Source organism: Chloracidobacterium validum, assembly GCF_018304825.1.
In the GTDB taxonomy this organism is placed as follows: domain Bacteria; phylum Acidobacteriota; class Blastocatellia; order Chloracidobacteriales; family Chloracidobacteriaceae; genus Chloracidobacterium; species Chloracidobacterium validum.
In genome coordinates this window covers 349,239-363,208 of record NZ_CP072649.1, presented here as the reverse complement: position 1 = coordinate 363,208, position 13,970 = coordinate 349,239, and the positions used below count along the sequence as shown (strand labels likewise).

Below are 13,970 nucleotides of genomic sequence, written 5' to 3'. Positions count from 1 at the left end.
TAGTAACTTGGGTGAGATGTCGGACTTGATGCGGCCAGCGCAGACGCCCGCGCAGCACGTCAGGCCCTGAAGGCTAACCATGTCGCAGGCTTGGCTGTCCGGTAGCGGCAACATAGCGCGAATCCGCACCGGCTTGCAAAAACTTGGTTTGCGCAAAAACTTGATCGGTATGAGGATTGGTCACGAGAGGAAGCTTTGAATACCAAGTCACGACATCCGGCACGGTCCTGGGTCATCGCCACGGGCCTGGTCACTGGGGTATTTCTGCTCAACGCCATGTTTGTTCATGGTGTCGGTGGCTATGGATTGTCGGCCTACTATCTGCGGGTTATCACGCTGGTTGGGATTTCAATCGTGCTGGCCGTCAGTTTGACGCTGGTCAACGGCTGCGCGGGGCAGTTTTCCATCGGACATGCGGGGTTCATGGCACTTGGCGCTTATGCTGCCGGGGCGATGACGCATTTTTTCGGAGCGCCCTTCCTCGCCTTGCTCGACGGATTGCCGGCCTGGCCGGTGCATGCCGGGCGGCTGGTCGTGTCGCTGGCCGTCGGGGCCGTCGTCAGTGGCATTGCCGGCTGGCTGGTGGGCCTGCCGACGCTCCGGCTGCGGGGGGATTATCTGGCGATTGTGACGCTGGGGTTTGGGGAAATCATCCGGGTCGTGTTGCTCAACATCGAACCCACCGGCGGGGCGCTCGGCTTTACCAACATTGCGCAGGGGCCGGACGTTCCGGGCCAGTTGCCCGACCAACGGTTTGCCTTGTTTTTGGAAGACACCATGTTTTTCTGGGTGGCGCTGGCCACCATCGGCACGATTACGATTGTCGGTCGTCTGGCTTATTCGAGTTTCGGACGAAGCCTGGCTGCGGTGCGTGAAAACGAAATTGCGGCCGCCGCCATGGGCATTGACGCCACGCGGGCCAAAACCACGGCGTTCGTCATCAGCGCGGCGCTGACGGGCGTTGCTGGCGGGCTGTACGCGCACTACGACAACTATCTGAATCCGAGTTCATTTACCTTTCTTCGCTCGGTCGAAATCGTCACGATGATTGTCCTGGGCGGGCTGGGGAGCATTTCCGGCGCGATGGTGGGGGCGGCAACGCTGACCATCTTGCCGGAAGCGTTACGCGACCTGACGCGCGTGCTCCCGGCGTCAGTCGTGAGCGCGCTGCCCTTTCTTGCCAATCTCCCGGACTACCGGATGGTACTGTATTCGCTGCTGCTGGTGGGGTTGATGATCGCGCGTCCGCAGGGCTTGTTCGGACGCCGGGAATGGTCGTGGCTGGCGCGTTGCTTTCAGGACGACGCCGAACCTCAAGGCCAAAGGTGATGATTGACAGCGCGGGGTGAAAACCGTATGGTTGACTTTTGCCAACGCAAGGCTAGGTAGCTCAGTTGGTAGAGCAACGGACTGAAAATCCGTGTGTCGGGGGTTCGATTCCCTCCCTAGCCACCATAACAATCAACAACTTGCCAAAACTACACCAATGCTAGCCCAGTTCTTTGGGTACTTCCTGGGTAATCGCGCCAGAAACTCCGGCGACGACGACCAGAGCGCCAGCTTGAGGCGGCTTTTGTAGCTTGTCTAGCGCTGCCTCAATGTGCGCCCCGTTCTGGTGAGCGCCGCGTTCGCCCATCGTTCGGTTCCCGTGCCGGACAGAGCCACCCTGACCCACCCGGCAAAGTCTCTATTTCACCCGCTCCGGTCTTATCTCACGTTGCGTTCGGATTGAGCGGGCGCTTGCCTGTGTCTGAAGCGTGACCTTGCCGGCTACCTTGCCATAAACGCGCCGCCATCCGGGTCGTGCTACCGGGGCAGCGCGACGCAGGGCGGCTCGCCCGGCGAGGTGTCCCGCACAACCAACACCTTGCCGCTAAACGTGTTCAAAAAGACCTTGGCCGCGCCATCGCCATGGCGCCAGACGATGTACGAACCCTGCCGAGGCGGGGGCGGACGACGCGGTGGTGGCGGCGGCGGGAGACCCGGCATCCCCTGCGGAGCGCCAACAACCACGGGCGGACCGGGCGGCGACGGGAGGGCTTGACGACGCTCCGGCGCATCAGAGCCGTCCAGTGGAAAATCAGACTTGATTGTGCCACTGAAGCTTTTGAACTTGGCTTCAAAACCACACGTCTCGGGCACCACAAGCCGGATGTCACCGGAAAAAGCATTGATGCTACAGCGCTTGACCGGCGTGAGCGCCCCGGCGAACAGAACACTGCCGCTCGTGGTCTCAACGGCGATCTCATTTTCGAGCCGCGCCAACTTCACATCGCCACTCACGGTGGACACCTCGACTCGGCCACGCCCACAACGAATTTCGGCACTGCCACTGACGAGCTGCGCCGTCACGTCACCGCCAATATCCGAGGCATTCAGCCGCCCACTCACCGTACTCACACTGAGTTCCTGCGTCACCATTTGCGCGCTCACGCTACCGCTCACCGTCTGAAGCCGGGCAGCGCCAACTTGGTTGAGCTTCACGTCCCCACTCGTGGTCGCTACAGACACCTCCCCCGACACCTGCCCAACCAACACATTGCCGCTGATGGTCGCCACCCGCAGGGTTGCCACGTCGCTGACCTGCACGCCAGCGCTACGGGTCTTGACATCGAGCGAAAGCAGTTGCCGCGGCACGCTGATTTGCAGCCGGTGGGGCGTCTTGGGCGGCTCGATGGATACCTGATACCCACCGTCATCCAACCGTTTGAGCTTGATGGTCGAGGCATCGCCATCGGTGGCGATGGTCAAAACCTGTTCATCTTTGCCGGTGATGGAAACTTGCCCATGCCAACACTCCACTGCCACCCGGCCGTTGCCCTCAAGGGGTTGACGAATTTCTTGCGCCAGGGCCGGCACGCAACCGACCACCCAGACCAGCGCCAAGCCACGTGCCACAGACAAAACCGTTCTCATGATGAAACCCTCTATTTTGCGAATCATTCAGCTTTTTCAGCTCTTTAGTTCTGAGTAATCACAACGACTTCACTCAATACCTCGGCCTTTTTCCGGTAGGCCGTCATCAGGAAATGCATGGCCGCCGGGTCGGCCGGCGATTGCCGCACGACCTCGCGGGTTTGCGCGATTTTGGCGTCGAGTTCAGAAAGCGTCTGCTCTAGCGCCGTCCGCGTTGACACATCGAGCTGTGACTGCCGCGACCGGACTTGTGACTGAAGGCGTTCGATGACCACCACGTACGCTTGTTCGGCCTGTTGCAAGGCTCGTTCAGCTTCCGATAGCTGACGCGGAGCTGGGGGCGCCGTGGGAACCGTTCGCCGGCGGGGTGGCTCGATGATGACCGCATCTGACGGCGTGGTGTTTTCAGAAACCGCCGGGGCGCCACCTATGAGCGGCGGTGCCGTTTTTTCGGTCGCGGCCGCGTTTTGCCGGACAAGCAGTGGCTCCGTGGTGGCCGGGGGCCGCCACAGTGACCATAAACCAAACGCCACCACCGCACAGCCCATCGCCAACCCAAGCGCCCACCAACCACTTGGCAGCCCCCAGCGGGGGGCCGTCCGCGGCGCCTGGCGCGCATCGGCGCGGGCGATATTGGCAGCAACGCGCGGCCAGATGGTATCCGGCAACGTCACGCCCGCCACGGCATCACGGTACACCCGCTGCTCCCACCGGCGGGCGCGGCATTCAGCCGAACAGGCCGGACACTGTTGCAGGTGCGCCTCCAGTGAGGTTACCGACCGGGCGTCGAGTTCACCATCCAGGTAGCCGTCGAGTTGTTCTAGGCAACGTTCACATTCCATTTAGTCACCTCCTTGTCCCACCGACAAATACGGTCGGACGTGGCGGCGCATTTCCAGCCGCGCGCGATGCAGGTCAGTCTTGACCTTGCCGATTGAAGAACCCGTAATCGCGGCGATGTCTTCGTAACTGCACTGCTCGAATGTCCGCAGGATGAACACCATGCGTTTGTCGGCGTCGAGTTTGGCGAGCGCAGACCGAACGACGAAGCGTAGTTCAGCCTCCAAAAGCGCCGCATCCGGGAGGCGTTCGTCCCCCGACGCGGGTTGGGAATCGTCATCGAAAACGTCATCCAGCGAATCCCACCGGTGGTACTCACGGACGTGCTCACGCGACACATTGCGCGCAATTCCAAACAACCAGGCGGCAACCCGGTCACGGTCACGTAACGTGGCGCGATGTTCGTAAGCCCGCGCGAACGTCTCCTGCGTGAGTTCTTCCGCCACTTCCCGCCGCCCCACCAACAGGTATAGAAATGTGAATACCGACCGCGCATGAGCGTTGAACCAGTGCTGAAACGTTTCCGCGTCGGGCAGCGCGGATGGTTTGGTCAATGGCGAGGCGTCATCCATAACGTGAACCGCTGTTCCAAATTCAGTACGATGTGACTGCGACGGCATACGCTTTGCCCCGCGCGAAAGTTGCTTCGTCACAGAGCATGTGCAATCGGCCTCAAAAAAGTTTCACGGTCGCGTCACGTTTTCCCACCCGTCACCACCATGGCAGCGAATAGCATTCGTCTCACCCAACTGGCCAAGCGGGCCGGCTGCGCCGCCAAGCAGCCGCCGGGCTATGTCTTTTCCCTGCTGGGGCAGCTTCCTCTGCCGACCGATCCCAATGTGCTCGTCGGGAGTGCCACCGCCGATGACGCCGCCGTGTATCGTCTCGACGATGAACTCGCGCTCGTCCTGACCACGGACTTCTTCACGCCCATCGTGGATGACCCGTCCGACTTCGGCGCCATTGCCGCCGCCAACGCGCTGAGCGATGTGTACGCCATGGGCGGCACGCCCCGCCTGGCCCTCAACTTGGTCGGGTTCCCCGATGACCGTCTCGAAGCCAGCGTCCTGGGCGACATCTTGCGCGGCGCGGCGGCGACGGCGGCATCCGCCGGCGTCAGCATCGTCGGCGGGCATACGATCAAGAGCGAAGAACCCATCTACGGACTCGCCGTTGTCGGGATGGTCGCGCCTGATCGCCTGCTGACCAACGCGGCCGGACGCGCCGGCGACGTGCTCATCCTGACCAAACCCATTGGCATTGGCATCATCACGACGGCAGCCAAAAACGACGCCGACACCTTGGGCGCCATCGGCGAGTCCATTGCGCTCATGCGGACGCTCAACCAGATGGCCGCCGAAGCCGCCCACGCGGTGGGCGTGCGAGCGGCAACGGATGTCACCGGCTTTGGTCTCCTGGGTCATTTGCGCAACCTGGCCCATGCTAGTGGGTATGCCGCCGAAGTTGATTTCGACGCCATTCCAATCCTCTCAGCCGCAAAACAGTACGCGGCGCAGGGGATCATTCCCGGTGGCACCCACGCCAACTGGCGCTTCCTCAACGACTGGACCGACTACGCTCCACGCCTGACCCGAACCGACCAACTGCTCCTGTGTGACGCGCAGACTTCGGGTGGATTGCTGCTGGCGGTCGCGCCCGACCGAGCGGAGCGCCTCATTGGTGAACTCCGCGCCCGTCAGACGCCATGCGCCGCGCCGATCGGGAGGTTGCTCCCCGGCGCGGCCGGACGGATCACGGTGCGATGAGCGCGCACGAAAACATGAAAACACGAAAACATGAAAAAAGGATGCGCCCGCGTGGGCGCATCCCCCGTACATTCGTGGTTGGGACAGGCTTACCAGCCACCCCGGCCGTAACCGCCGCCACCGCCGCCACGACGGCCACCGCCGCCATAGCCGCCGCCACCACGACGGCCACCGCCACCGCCATAGCCGCCGCTGCGTTCTTCACGCGGACGCGCTTCGTTGACGGTCAGCGTCCGTCCGTTGAACTCCGTGCCGTGGAACATTTCAATGGCTTTGTTGCCGTCCTCGTTTGACGAGAACTCGACAAAACCAAAGCCGCGTGAGCGGTTCGTGTCACGATCTTCGACAACGAGCGCTGATTCGACCGCGCCGGCCTGCGAGAAATAACTCCGCAGGTCTTCACTCGTGGTCTGAAAACTCAAATTACCAACATAGAGCTTCATGGATGCGTTTTCCTCTTTCGGATAAAGAAACCCCAGCCAGGCATCCATTCTGGAACGGTGCGAAAGAATGACACATAGCAAGCCGACGAGCGGCGGGTTTCGTGAATAACCAAGACCTTCCTATCTCCGACTAATCCGAAACCGCCACGCCCAACCACTATCCGAAACGAGGCACGTCACCGTTGATGAGCAAGAGAAGGTATACACGAGAGCTAGTGTAGGCTGTGCATTCATAAAATGCAACAATCCTTTGACGACCGACCCTTGGCAGGCGTCGCGGACTGACTCCCGGACACAAGGACGCGGGAGGGAACGCGGCCGGTCAAGCCTAGATGCGGCATGGTAGATTAGGCTTGGTGAGCATTTTTTGTATTCACGGAGACGTTCATCATGCCAACACTGGATGCCCTGCCGGATCAGGCGCGGGTTTGGGTTTTCACAACCGCCGAGACGCTCGCTTCCGCGAGTGTGGCCGTCATCGAGAACGCGCTGACGGCGTTTGTTGCTGATTGGATGTCGCATGGCGCGCGCGTGCGTGGCGGCTTTGCCATCCTCGATCAACGCTTCATCGTGGTCGCGGCGGACGAAACCCGCAACGATGTCTCTGGGTGTTCGATTGACAGTATGTTTCATGCGGTAAGCGCGGCAGTTCGTAGTGCCGGCGTGGCGCTGGCCGACACTGCCGACATTGCCTACCGGAGTGCCACCGGGGTCGAACTGGTTGACCGCCCGACCTTCCGCCGACTCGTCCGCGATGGACACATCAGCGCCGAGACACCAGTATTCGATAGCACGGTGCGCACCTTGGGCGACCTGCGAGCAGGTCGGTGGGAACGCCCCTTTGCCCAGAGCTGGCACGCCGAGCACTTTGCTCCGGCTTTGAGCTGAGAACGAACTGGCGCATGTGGACCTCACTGCGGCTTCTCTTGACCGGGCTGGGCGGTTGGTCATGGGAAGGACCGCCGCCACCGGGCTGGCGCCACCTTCCGAGCGCCACCCGCCAGCAGTTGCAGCCTTTTTTTCCAGAGCTGGACCTTGACGACATACTCTGGCGCGTGGACGGCGTGCCCTGGTGGGTGCGTCGGCTGGCAGTCATCCCGCCACTTGCGATTACGCTTGGCTCGCTCGTTTGGGTCGCTCCAAACCAGTACGCGCCAGAGACTCCGGCCGGTATCGAACTCATCGCGCATGAGCTGGCGCACGTTGCCCAGTACCGTCGTCATGGCTACGTTGGCTTTACGGTTCGCTATGGGCTGGCTTTCGTCAGCAACCTCTGGCGCGGCGACGGACTGGCCGCGGCATACGAAAACATCTGCTTTGAAATCGAGGCCCGGGCGCGCGCCACGGCCATCTGTCAGCAACTGCTTTTCGTTTGACAAAAGCCCGTGAACCTGGATAGTCTGGTGGCTGTTTCAGCCACCATTAGCCTTGGGCGTGCACCGGCTGCAACAGTCCGAACGGGGCGTGGCTCAGCCTGGTAGAGCGCACGGTTCGGGACCGTGAGGTCGGAGGTTCAAATCCTCTCGCCCCGACCATCTTCCGAGCAAGAGCGATATAAGCGGCACGCGACAGTCGAGGCTTCGTCCTCGCCTGCGCGGTAGACCATTTCCAGACTTGCGGGAACGGCGTGATGACGTTGATAGCAAGACACTTTCGCGTCACAGGACGGGTGCAAGGCGTCGGCTATCGTTACTTCGTTCTGTGTGTGGCACGGGAACTAGGTGTCGTTGGGTGGGTTCGCAATTTGCCAGATGGGAGCGTCGAGGCCTGGGCAAAAGGACTCTCCAATGTCATGGAGACGTTCCGCCGAGAACTCAGCTTCGGGCCCTACAACGCCCAGGTGGAAGGGATTGAAGTCACGGAAGCGGACGCCTCACTTCATTACGATGAGTTTCGTATCTTGCGCTAGGCTCCCTATATTGCGTTAGGCTAGGCATAGCGGCTGGCGTAAGCGAGACTGGACTGAGCCGCACAACGCTGCCAGTTTGCCAAACCAGCCATCTGCTGAGGATCGCGCAATGGACGAACTCCGACGACTGATTCGTGAAATTCCTGATTTTCCCAAGCCAGGTATTCTGTTCTACGACATTACAACGCTGCTCAAAGATTCGCGTGGACTCAAGTTGGCGGTCAACCACATGAGTGAAGCGCTGTCCGGCCAGCCGATTGACGTGGTAATCGGCGTTGAGGCACGGGGCTTTATTTTTGCCCCGCCATTGGCTTATCAACTGGGGGCCGGCTTCGTGCCGGTTCGCAAGCCCAAAAAGCTGCCAGGTGAGGTCGAGCGTGTCAGCTATGACTTGGAATATGGCAGCGACATGCTCGAAATCCACCGGGACGCCATCCAGCCTGGCCAGCGGGTCGTCATTGCCGACGATCTCCTCGCCACCGGCGGAACGGCCGCGGCGACCGTGGCGCTGGTCGAAAAGCTAGGCGGTGAAGTCGTTGGGCTGACCTTCCTCGTCGAACTGACATTCTTGGGCGGACGCGAAAAGCTGGCATCCTATCCGGTGACATCCCTGCTCAAGTACGATAGCTGAGACCATCCCTGGGACGGACGGTTCCTGTCTTGAGCAACCCGGGTTGGTCACGCTACAGTGAAAGGCCTGACCGTTTTCAACCGATGGCTGGGTCACGGCCCTCGCGCATTTTGCTTGCGTAGCTCAGTGGATAGAGCAACCGCCTCCTAAGCGGTAGGTCGCCGGTTCGATTCCGGCCGCAGGCACTCCTTTTGCCCACTCCCTCTTCAGCGCGCGTGGCCCGACAAGCCTATGCTGGCGGGCGCAGGTGAATTCCAACCAAGGTGATGTCGTCACGTTGGGGAACATCCCCCTGATAGGCGCGGAGGTCCGCCAGCACCATCTGCCGCTGCGCGGGCATCGGTTCCCCGACGTGTGCGCCAAGCAGGGCGCGCAGGCGCTTCGTGCCATAGCCGCGTCCCTGCTCACCACCGGGTTGATCGGTCAAGCCATCCGAAGCCAAGTACAACGTCAACCCCTGCCCTACCCTCAACTGGTGACTCACAAACGCTTCCCCTTGATGACGCGCGTTGCCGCCAATCACCCGGCGATTCCCCCGCACCTGGCGAATGAGTCCGCCGGGCTCCAGCCCCTCCTCCACGGCGTGGTAATACAGTGGACGCCCGGCCCCGGCAAAGGTCACAAGCCCGTTGCGGACATCGAGATGACAAAGCGCGATCTCCAGGCCATCCGCCGTCCCGGTCGGCTTGGCATCCGGGGTATCTTCGCTTGATTGCAAGGTTTGCCGGAGGCTGACATCCAAACGTTCGAGGATGAGCGCCGGTTCAGTCACGCCGTCCCCCCGCACGGTTTGCGTCAGCGCGGCGCTGCCGACCATCGAAAGCAGCGCTCCAGGCACGCCATGGCCGGTGCAGTCGGCAACCGCTACAATCACGCCATCCGCGACTTGGTCAAACCAGTAAAAATCGCCGGACACGATGTCTTTCGGAAGAAATAGAATGAAATGCTCGGCCAGCGCCACGGCGACTCGCCCCCGGTAATCCAGCATTGACCGTTGAATGCGCTCGGCGTAACGAATGCTGTCGAGCATTTCCATACGCTGGACGGCAATTTCATCGCGCTGCCGGACGACTTCCGCCGTCCGCTCCGCAACGATGGATTCCAGCCGCGCGGCGCGGCGCTCCAGGGTGCCCAATCGCCAGCGAACCCCGCCGTAGATGGCGACGGCGGCTCCAAGCCCATAGAGCGCCAGCATCCACCACCGTCGCCAGAGCGGCGGGCGCAAGTAAAAGGCGTAGGTGGCGCCGACTTCGTTCCAAACGCCGTCGTTGTTGCAGGCCTGGACGCGGAATAGATACCGCCCGGCAGAAAGGTTCGTGTAGAAAGCCACCCGGCGGTCGCCGGACTCAACCCAGTCTGCGTCATAGCCTTCCAGACGGAAACGGAATCGAACGCGCGCCGGGATGAGAAAGCTCAGCCCGGCGTACTCGAACTCAACCCGTCCCATCGCCTGGGGGAATTCGGCAAAGGCCTGCGCCGTCGGCGCCATCACCTGGGGGACGCCGTTGACCACGACCCGCTCGATCCACACCGGCGGCGGCAAGGGGTTGGAAACCAACTCGCGTGGCGCAATCCGCACCGCGCCGCGGCTGGTCGGAAACCATAACTCCCCCTGCCGCGTCACCCAGCCGGCCGGCGAGGACGCGCCATTGCACTGGCGGGTCTTCATCCCATCCGGGATGCCATACACTTTTGATTCCAGCGTGGGACGGATGCCATCGAGAACGGCTTCCAAGTCAGCCTGGCGAACGCGAAAAATGCCGCGATTGCAGCTCATCCAGAAGAAGCCGTCCGCGTCGGCCAGGATGTGAAAGATTTTGTCGTCGTGAAGTCCGACCCGGCTGGTCGCGGACGTGACTTGCCCCTGACGCAAGCGGCTCAATCCGCCTTCCGTCCCAATCCACAGGGTGCCATCCGAAGCTTGGTGCAGCGCGAAAACCGTGTCGTTGGGCAAGCCCTGCGCCGTGCTGTAGGTGGTCAACGTTCCATCCCGCCATAGACTCAGTCCACCGCCGTTCGTGCCGATCCAGACGCCACCGTCCCGATTCGGAAGCAAGCAGCGGATGGTGTTGTTCGGCAGTCCGTTTTCAACCGTGAAGATGGTGATGTTCCCGGCGTGGAGGCGATTGAGTCCGCCGCCATACGTGCCGATCCACACATCCCCGGTGGCGTCCTGACAAATGGCATAGACCGCGTCATTCGACAGCCCGCAGGACTTGTCATAGCGCGCCACGACCTGGCCATCCCGAATCAGACAAGCGCCGCCCCCGTTCGTGCCAACCCAGACGCCGCCATCCCGGTCGGGAAACACAGCGCGGACGGCCTCGTTCGTCAAGCCGTTGGATTTGTCATAGGTGATGACCTGCCGACCGTTTAGGCGACAGACGCCACCGCCATCCGTGCCGATCCAGAGGCGGCCGTCCCGGTCCTCGCAAATGCTGCGGATGCTGTCACTGGGGAGGCCCTGGGACACACCAAAGACGGTCACGGTCGTATCCCGCAAGCGGGTCAGTCCGGCATTCGTGCCGAACCACAGGCTCCCTTCCCGGTCCTCGTAAAGTGACCTCACGAAGTTTTGGGTCAACCCGTCGCGCGTCGTGAAGTCCTCGAAGCGCCCGGCATAGAGCCGCGCGCCGCCGCCGCCATCGGTGCCAATCCACAAGGCGTGGTCGCGGTCTTCCCAAAGCGTCCAGACCAGTCGGCTGGGCAATCCGTCTTTTTCTGTGTACAGGTTGATCTGCTCGCCGCGCCGCGCCACCAGCCCGACGCCATAGCAGGCGAACCACAGCGTGCCGTCCGTGGTTTCCCGGATCGCATAGACCGTATCGCCGCGCCCACCCTCGGCCGCCGTCAACGGCGCGAAGCGCCCATCCACGAAACGGTAGGCGCCCCCGCCCTCCGTTCCAACCCAGAGCTGTCCGTGCCGATCGAAACACAGGGCGCGCACGTTCAGCCCGGCTAGCCCTTGCTCGGCAGCATAGGTCGTCCATTGCCCCTGCCGAAAGCAACCGAGGCCGCGGTCGGTGCCAAACCACATCGCGCCGTCCGGCCCTTCACACAGGGCATAGACAAAATCGCTGGGGAGCCCGTCCGCTTTGGAGAGCGTGGAAAACACACCGTCCTGGTAGCGCGTCACGCCACCGCCCAGCGTCCCGAGCCACAGCGTCCCGGCGCGGTCTTCGCAGAGGGTCCACACGCTGTTGCTTTTGAGCGCCGGCGTATTCCTGCGATCAAAGACAGTGAAGCTGACGCCGTTGAAGCGGGCCACGCCTTCGTACGTCGCGCACCACAGGTAGCCATCCCGCGTCTGTAAAACAGCGTGAATGCTCTGCTGGGGCAGCCCCTCCTGAAACACATCCTGCCCGTACTGCGTGACCGTTTTGCGCGGGTCAAGGGCAACGGTCGGCGCGATCCAGACCAGCCACCACAACCCACACATAACCACCCAGCCGCTACGCCGGACGGAAGGTAAGCTACCGCGTCGGAGAACTTTCAACCAACGTGAACGCACGGACGTTTTTCCGGGTTATCAACGGCCTTGCGCAGGACTTCGTGAACGACCGGAGCCGTGTCGCCCTCGCCCAGGAAGAGATACTTGAAGGCGTAGCCAATCGGGCTGCCTTCCGTCCACCCAAAATAGACATCGGGGATGACTCCGGTTTCCTTCTGGGCGTGAAGGAGAAAGGCGGCGATGGCATTGGGAACGGCCGGGCTGTCGCAGCGTAGAATCCGGTGTTTGCCCACAGTCACGCCATGCACTTCCAGCACATCGTCGTTGAACTCGGATGGGTTGGCAATACTGACCTCGAAAAAGAGTACCGGCTCGTCATGGTTGATGCGGTGAACGCGCTTGAGTTCGGCGCGCTTGCGGGCGTATTCGCGCTCGGTTCCGGTCTGTGGCCGATTGGCCGCAATCCGCAGCATGTGGTTTCGCACGGCTTCGCGCAAAAACCGCTGGGCTTTGTCGTCCAGAACGACGCGCCGTGTCCGCAACTCCGTGGCGCGGAGCGCCCGTGACACGAGCGACACGAAGATGAGCGACAAAATGAATGCCAGACAAACTTTCAAGCCGGTGGGACGCTCACGGATGTTTTCCAACGTCGTGTAGGTAAACACCAGCGCGATGGCCAAAAACCCGACGTAGGTCCACCCGCCGTCGCGGCGCGCCGAAATGACAACGGCAATCGAGGCCGACAGCATGAGCATCAGCACGCCGGTGGCGTAGGCATCGCCCTGCGCCTCGATGCTGGCATCGAAAAACCAGGTCACAAAGAGCGTAACCCCCGTAATGACCATCACCAGGGGACGGTTGGCGCGCGCCCACTCGGGGGCCATGCCATAGCGCGGCAGGTAGCGCGGGATGAGGTTGAGCAGCCCAGCCATGGCTGAGGCTCCGGCGTACCACAGAATCGCCGCCGTCGTCAGGTCATAGAGCGTGCCGAACCCAACGCCGAAGAAGTCATGGGCAAGGTAAGCCAACGCGCGGCCGGCCGCCTTGCCCTGCGGCGCAAGCTCCGATGGCGGGATGAGCAGTGTCGTAACCAACGAACTACCGATGAGCGCCAGCGACATGATGACCGCTGCGGTCAAAAGTAGTTTCTTCGCATTGCGGATGCGCCCGGCTGGATGCTCCGGTGTATCGGACGGATCCCCCTTGATCAGGGGCATGACGGTCACGCCGGTTTCAAAGCCGGACAATCCGAGCGCCAACTTTGGGAAAGACAACAACGACAGCACCAGGATGAGCCATAGGTTTCCGTGTGAGCTACCAGCCGTCAGGGCTTCCTGCCAACGCGGAAAGACCTCTGGATGCGTGACGATTTCATACAGGCCGCGGCCGATGACCACGACATTCAGCCCCATGAAGGCAATGACCAGCCCAACGGCAATGTAAATGGCTTCGGCAAAGCCCTTGAGGAAAATGGCGCCCAACAGCACCAGCAGGAAGAACGTCAAGAGCAGCCGATGGTCAAGCCAGTGCGGGGCAAAGGGATTTTCAATCAAGTGCTCGGCGGCGTCGGCGGCCGACAGGGTCATCGTGATGATGAAATCGGTTGCCGCAAAGCCCAGCAGACACAGGACGAAGGTTTTTCCACGCCAGCCCGGTAACAACTGTTCGAGCATGGCGATGCTCCCCTGCCCGTTTGGGCTTTCACGGGCAACGCGCCAATACATCGGCACCGCGCCCAGCAGCGTGAGCGCGACCAGGAACAGCGTGGCGACCGGGGCCAACGCGCCAACGGCCAGAAAGGCAATATAGGGTTGGTAAGCCAGCGTGGAGAAGTAATCCACCCCGGTCAGGCACATCACTTGCCACCACGCCTTGGTGGGATGGGCATGGGCAACCGGTTTGGCGGCGGAAAGTGTCCGGTCACGCGCGCCTTCCAAGAACCAAGCCCGAAATCGAACAATCGTTCGCAGCATACATTTGTCGGGCACCGAGTCCTGGCTCTGCCTGGAGACGC

12 protein-coding genes and 3 tRNA genes are annotated in these 13,970 nt (G+C 61.8%); 9 read left to right on the top strand and 6 right to left on the bottom strand.

Features of this window, described 5'->3' with window-relative positions; all coding sequences use genetic code 11:
• The first annotated feature begins 195 nt into the window (after positions 1-195).
• On the top strand, positions 196-1,329 hold the full coding sequence (locus tag J8C06_RS12645) for a branched-chain amino acid ABC transporter permease (protein ID WP_246602163.1): 1,134 nt from the start codon (positions 196-198) through the stop codon (positions 1,327-1,329).
• 50 nt (positions 1,330-1,379) lie between these two features.
• Positions 1,380-1,455, top strand: a tRNA-Phe gene (locus J8C06_RS12640).
• Between the two features lie 351 nt (positions 1,456-1,806).
• Here the strand turns inward: J8C06_RS12640 and J8C06_RS12635 are convergent.
• From J8C06_RS12635 to J8C06_RS12625, 3 genes are read right to left on the bottom strand one after another with little or no spacing between them, the layout of a single operon-like run.
• Positions 1,807-2,916, bottom strand: a complete 1,110-nt coding sequence (locus J8C06_RS12635) for a DUF4097 family beta strand repeat-containing protein (RefSeq protein ID WP_211430509.1) — start codon at positions 2,914-2,916, stop codon at positions 1,807-1,809.
• Positions 2,917-2,960: 44 nt separating this feature from the next.
• Positions 2,961-3,758 (bottom strand): zf-HC2 domain-containing protein, encoded by a 798-nt coding sequence (locus tag J8C06_RS12630; protein ID WP_211430508.1) that lies wholly within the window; start codon positions 3,756-3,758, stop codon positions 2,961-2,963.
• Complete coding sequence (locus J8C06_RS12625) at positions 3,759-4,328, bottom strand: RNA polymerase sigma factor (protein WP_211430507.1); 570 nt, start codon at positions 4,326-4,328, stop codon at positions 3,759-3,761.
• Positions 4,329-4,475: 147 nt separating this feature from the next.
• On the opposite strand from J8C06_RS12625, the gene selD reads away from it, so the two are divergent.
• A complete protein-coding gene (gene selD / locus J8C06_RS12620; RefSeq protein WP_211430506.1) occupies positions 4,476-5,522 on the top strand; it encodes a selenide, water dikinase SelD in 1,047 nt (348 codons plus the stop codon).
• A gap of 89 nt (positions 5,523-5,611) precedes the next feature.
• Here the strand turns inward: selD and J8C06_RS12615 are convergent, their stop codons facing one another.
• Positions 5,612-5,965, bottom strand: a complete 354-nt coding sequence (locus J8C06_RS12615) for an RNA recognition motif domain-containing protein (RefSeq protein ID WP_211430505.1) — start codon at positions 5,963-5,965, stop codon at positions 5,612-5,614.
• Positions 5,966-6,355: 390 nt separating this feature from the next.
• On the opposite strand from J8C06_RS12615, the gene J8C06_RS12610 reads away from it, so the two are divergent.
• The 6 genes from J8C06_RS12610 (at position 6,356) to J8C06_RS12585 (ending at position 8,690) form a co-directional block, all read left to right on the top strand.
• Positions 6,356-6,853, top strand: coding sequence for a hypothetical protein (locus J8C06_RS12610; protein WP_211430504.1), 498 nt, complete (start codon positions 6,356-6,358; stop codon positions 6,851-6,853).
• Positions 6,854-6,867: 14 nt separating this feature from the next.
• Positions 6,868-7,341: an eCIS core domain-containing protein gene (locus J8C06_RS12605; RefSeq protein ID WP_211430503.1), complete on the top strand. Its 474-nt coding sequence runs from the start codon at positions 6,868-6,870 to the stop codon at positions 7,339-7,341.
• Positions 7,342-7,423: 82 nt separating this feature from the next.
• Positions 7,424-7,500: transfer RNA gene (locus J8C06_RS12600), tRNA-Pro, on the top strand.
• A 95-nt stretch (positions 7,501-7,595) separates the two neighbouring features.
• Positions 7,596-7,874, top strand: coding sequence for an acylphosphatase (locus J8C06_RS12595; RefSeq protein ID WP_211430502.1), 279 nt, complete (start codon positions 7,596-7,598; stop codon positions 7,872-7,874).
• Between the two features lie 109 nt (positions 7,875-7,983).
• Positions 7,984-8,505 (top strand): adenine phosphoribosyltransferase, encoded by a 522-nt coding sequence (locus tag J8C06_RS12590; protein ID WP_211430501.1) that lies wholly within the window; start codon positions 7,984-7,986, stop codon positions 8,503-8,505.
• 112 nt (positions 8,506-8,617) lie between these two features.
• Positions 8,618-8,690 (top strand) — tRNA-Arg (locus tag J8C06_RS12585).
• A gap of 44 nt (positions 8,691-8,734) precedes the next feature.
• Here J8C06_RS12585 and J8C06_RS12580 read toward each other — a convergent pair.
• Positions 8,735-11,944, bottom strand: a complete 3,210-nt coding sequence (locus J8C06_RS12580; protein WP_211430500.1) for a two-component regulator propeller domain-containing protein — start codon at positions 11,942-11,944, stop codon at positions 8,735-8,737.
• 53 nt (positions 11,945-11,997) lie between these two features.
• Complete coding sequence (locus J8C06_RS12575; protein WP_211430499.1) at positions 11,998-13,929, bottom strand: APC family permease; 1,932 nt, start codon at positions 13,927-13,929, stop codon at positions 11,998-12,000.
• Between the last annotated feature and the right edge of the window lie 41 nt (positions 13,930-13,970).

What these genes read in the sequence shown, in the direction of transcription:
- J8C06_RS12635 (WP_211430509.1), bottom strand. Translation starts at nt 2,916, where the DNA reads ATGAGAACGGTTTTGTCTGTGGCACGTGGCTTGGCGCTGGTCTGGGTG.
- J8C06_RS12630 (WP_211430508.1), bottom strand. Translation starts at nt 3,758, where the DNA reads ATGGAATGTGAACGTTGCCTAGAACAACTCGACGGCTACCTGGATGGT.
- J8C06_RS12625 (WP_211430507.1), bottom strand. Translation starts at nt 4,328, where the DNA reads ATGGATGACGCCTCGCCATTGACCAAACCATCCGCGCTGCCCGACGCG.
- selD (WP_211430506.1), top strand. Translation starts at nt 4,476, where the DNA reads ATGGCAGCGAATAGCATTCGTCTCACCCAACTGGCCAAGCGGGCCGGC.
- J8C06_RS12615 (WP_211430505.1), bottom strand. Translation starts at nt 5,965, where the DNA reads ATGAAGCTCTATGTTGGTAATTTGAGTTTTCAGACCACGAGTGAAGAC.
- J8C06_RS12610 (WP_211430504.1), top strand. Translation starts at nt 6,356, where the DNA reads ATGCCAACACTGGATGCCCTGCCGGATCAGGCGCGGGTTTGGGTTTTC.
- J8C06_RS12605 (WP_211430503.1), top strand. Translation starts at nt 6,868, where the DNA reads ATGTGGACCTCACTGCGGCTTCTCTTGACCGGGCTGGGCGGTTGGTCA.
- J8C06_RS12595 (WP_211430502.1), top strand. Translation starts at nt 7,596, where the DNA reads ATGACGTTGATAGCAAGACACTTTCGCGTCACAGGACGGGTGCAAGGC.
- J8C06_RS12590 (WP_211430501.1), top strand. Translation starts at nt 7,984, where the DNA reads ATGGACGAACTCCGACGACTGATTCGTGAAATTCCTGATTTTCCCAAG.
- J8C06_RS12580 (WP_211430500.1), bottom strand. Translation starts at nt 11,944, where the DNA reads ATGTGTGGGTTGTGGTGGCTGGTCTGGATCGCGCCGACCGTTGCCCTT.
- J8C06_RS12575 (WP_211430499.1), bottom strand. Translation starts at nt 13,929, where the DNA reads ATGCTGCGAACGATTGTTCGATTTCGGGCTTGGTTCTTGGAAGGCGCG.